Origin of the sequence: Streptomyces alkaliphilus, from assembly GCF_014141535.1 — a bacterium.
GTDB lineage: Bacteria > Actinomycetota > Actinomycetes > Streptomycetales > Streptomycetaceae > Streptomyces > Streptomyces alkaliphilus.
Map to the genome: position 1 here is coordinate 1 of NZ_VKHT01000719.1, position 2,749 is coordinate 2,749.

At 75.6% G+C, this 2,749-nt stretch carries 3 protein-coding genes; 2 read left to right on the top strand and 1 reads right to left on the bottom strand.

Going from position 1 to position 2,749, the window contains the following annotated elements; genetic code table 11:
- The coding region (locus FNQ90_RS18905) for an ATP-binding protein (protein ID WP_182607460.1) at positions 1-385 on the bottom strand (385 nt) is incomplete at its 3' end.
- Positions 386-651: 266 nt separating this feature from the next.
- On the opposite strand from FNQ90_RS18905, the gene FNQ90_RS18910 reads away from it, so the two are divergent.
- Together FNQ90_RS18910 and FNQ90_RS18915 are read left to right on the top strand one after the other, a co-directional pair.
- Positions 652-1,527 (top strand): hypothetical protein, encoded by an 876-nt coding sequence (locus FNQ90_RS18910; protein ID WP_182607461.1) that lies wholly within the window; start codon positions 652-654, stop codon positions 1,525-1,527.
- A 247-nt stretch (positions 1,528-1,774) separates the two neighbouring features.
- A complete protein-coding gene (locus FNQ90_RS18915) occupies positions 1,775-2,596 on the top strand; it encodes a YcnI family copper-binding membrane protein (protein ID WP_182607462.1) in 822 nt (273 codons plus the stop codon).
- Positions 2,597-2,749 lie beyond the last annotated feature (153 nt).

Genomic DNA, 2,749 nt, shown 5'->3' on the forward strand with positions numbered 1-2,749 from the left:
GCCCGGATTCCTCCCGCCCCGGGACCCGCAGGGGATCGGCCTCGAACCCGGAGTCCCCCATCACGAGCGGGTCGGGCACACCGACGGGTGCCCGACCGGTATCGGGTTCGCCCGGCGGATCGGCCGCCGACGGGAAACCGGGCCCGGAGTCGCTGACCTCGATATGGCAGACGTCACCGTCGATGCAGGCCGTGACCCGGAACACGTCGGAGGCGCCCTCCGCGTGCCGCACGGCGTTGGAACAGGCCTCGGTGAGCGCCAGGGAGAGATCGTGCGAAACGTCCGCGTCGACGCCGGCGGTATCCATGGCGCCGCGCAACAGACGTCTGGCCAGCGGCACGCTGGCGGCGTCCCGTCGCAGTTGGAGAGACCACCAGATGCTCATGACGCATCCCTTCCCGAGCTTCTCCGCCCGCGCAGCATTGGGGCTGCGGCTCGACATACCAGTACGTATTGCCTACCCACCCGGGACTCAAGCGCACCTTCGGGGAGACTCCGCCCGAACGGCCGATGGATTCGCCCCGAAAAGTCGACACAAAGACCCGAAAGGCCCGGGGCGGGAGGAGCCGATGAGGCGAAATGCGACGGATGGGTCCGTTCGGCCCACCCGGGAGGAGATGGCCCCGGGGCCGGTGCGATGATGGCACCGCCATGCCTGCCCTCTCCGCCGCCGCCGATCTGCGGCTCGCCCGGGCCGCGGTCCTCGCCGCGGTCTGCGTCGCGCTGGCCGCGGGCGGACACGCCCTGGCCGGCGGCGGCACCCCCGGCGTCGGCGTCGCGCTCCTCGGCTGGGCCGCGGTGCTCCTGCCGACCGCCCTCGCCGCCGGGCGCGAACGCCGCTCCCCCCTCGGGATCGTCACGCTCGTGACGGGCGCCCAGGTGGGACTGCACACGCTGTTCTCACTGTTTCCGGCCTCCCCCGGCACGGCGGGCGCCGGCCCGACCGGCGCGGACCACTCCGGCGGCGGCGCCGGGACCGCGATGGAACTCGCCGCCCGGCTGCTGTGCAACGACCACGCCGCGAACCTCACCCCCGGCACCGCCGAGGAGATCGTGCGCGCCGCCGGCCTGGACCCCGCCGGTCCGTCCGGCGGCGCCGGCCACACCGTCGGTGACCACCTCGTGGCGGGGCCCGGCGTCCCCGGATCGATCGATTTGATCGGTCCGCTCGCCGGTGGCCTGATCATGGCCCTCGCCCACCTGGTGGCCGCCGTCGCCACCGGCCTGCTGCTCTCGCGCGGCGAGGCCGCCCTCTGGCGCCTGATCCGGCTCTCCCGGGGCGCCGGTCGGGAAGGGGCGGACCGGCTCCTGCCCGTGCTCGCCGTCCTCGATCTCCTCCGCTGGGGCCGGGCGGTGGCCCGCACCCTCTCCGGGGCCGGCGCGCCCCCCGTGCCACCGGCCCGGTCCCGGACCGCGCACGGCCCGGTGGTCCCGCTCCGTGGCCCGGAGCGGGTCGGCTCGATCGGCCGCCGGGGCCCGCCCCCGGCCGGGGACGCCGGGTCACCGCCCCTCGTCCTCGCCGCCTGAGCGCACGGCGAACCCCCGCGCCCCGGGGCCCGGCCGGACGGACCGTCCGGCCGCCGGCCCCGTGCGGAAATCTCCCGGGAACCCGGAACTTTCGCCGTCGTCCCACCGACCCGTGGTGTACGCGGTGCGGTGCGACCGCTCGGCCGGCGAACGGACCGGGACGGCCCCGTCGTCCGTCGCCCCGACGGGCGGCCCGCACCCGTGTGCCGCCGAATCGACGTTCCGAGCCACCTGGAGACTCCTTCCCATGTCACCCGTGACCTCCCCGGTTTCCCGCCGCTCCGCCCGACGCCCGCTGCCCCTGCGGGGCGCGGCGGTGGGGACCCTCCTCGCCGCCGGACTGGTGCTGACCGGCGCGGGCACCGCCGTCGCCCACGTCACCGTGGACCCCTCCGAGGTCCCCGGCGGCGGGTACCGCACCGTGAACATCAAAGTCCCCAACGAGCGGGACGACGCCTCCACCGTGGAGGTCGAGCTGTACCTGGACACCGACCACCCGATCGCCTCGGTCATGCCCCAGCCGGTGCCCGGCTGGGACATCGAGATCGAGACCACGGAACTGGACGAGCCGCTGGAGATGCACGGCCGGCAGATCACCGAGGTGCCCAGCCGCATCGTGTGGTCCGGGGGTGAGATCAACCCGGGCATGTTCCAGCAGTTCCCGGTCTCCATGGGCCGGCTCCCCTCCGATGTCGACCGGCTGGTGCTCAACGCCATCCAGACCTACGACAGCGGCGAGGTCGTGCGGTGGATCGACGAGCCGACCGACGACGCCGAGCACCCGGCCGCCACCCTCACCCTGACCGCCGCGGCGGACGACCACGGCCACGGCCACGGCCACGATGACGGGACCGACGCCGACGCCGACAGCGCCGCCTCCGACGACGGGGAGGGCACCGACACCGAGCCGGCCGCCGCCGGGGACGACCACGGCGACGAGCACGCATCGGCCGCCGAGTCCGCCTCCGACACCACCGCGCGGGTCCTCGGCGTGATGGGCATCCTGGTCGGCGCCGCCGGTGTCGTCTTCGGCGTGCTCGCCGGACGCCGTCGGCCCGCCGGCTCCTGACCCACCGGCGCGCCGGCCACGCGCCGGCCGGGTACGGACACCCCTTTCCGCCGTCCCTGTCCGACCGACGCCCCGTCCGACCCGACGCCCTCCGCCCCGGCGGTCGGCGGGTGCGGGTGAACCGGATCCCGATCCGCCGGTCCGCCCGCACCC

Excerpts from the sequence above, each read along its gene's own strand:
- FNQ90_RS18915 (WP_182607462.1), top strand. The coding sequence starts at position 1,775 with ATGTCACCCGTGACCTCCCCGGTTTCCCGCCGCTCCGCCCGACGCCCG.
- FNQ90_RS18910 (WP_182607461.1), top strand. The coding sequence starts at position 652 with ATGCCTGCCCTCTCCGCCGCCGCCGATCTGCGGCTCGCCCGGGCCGCG.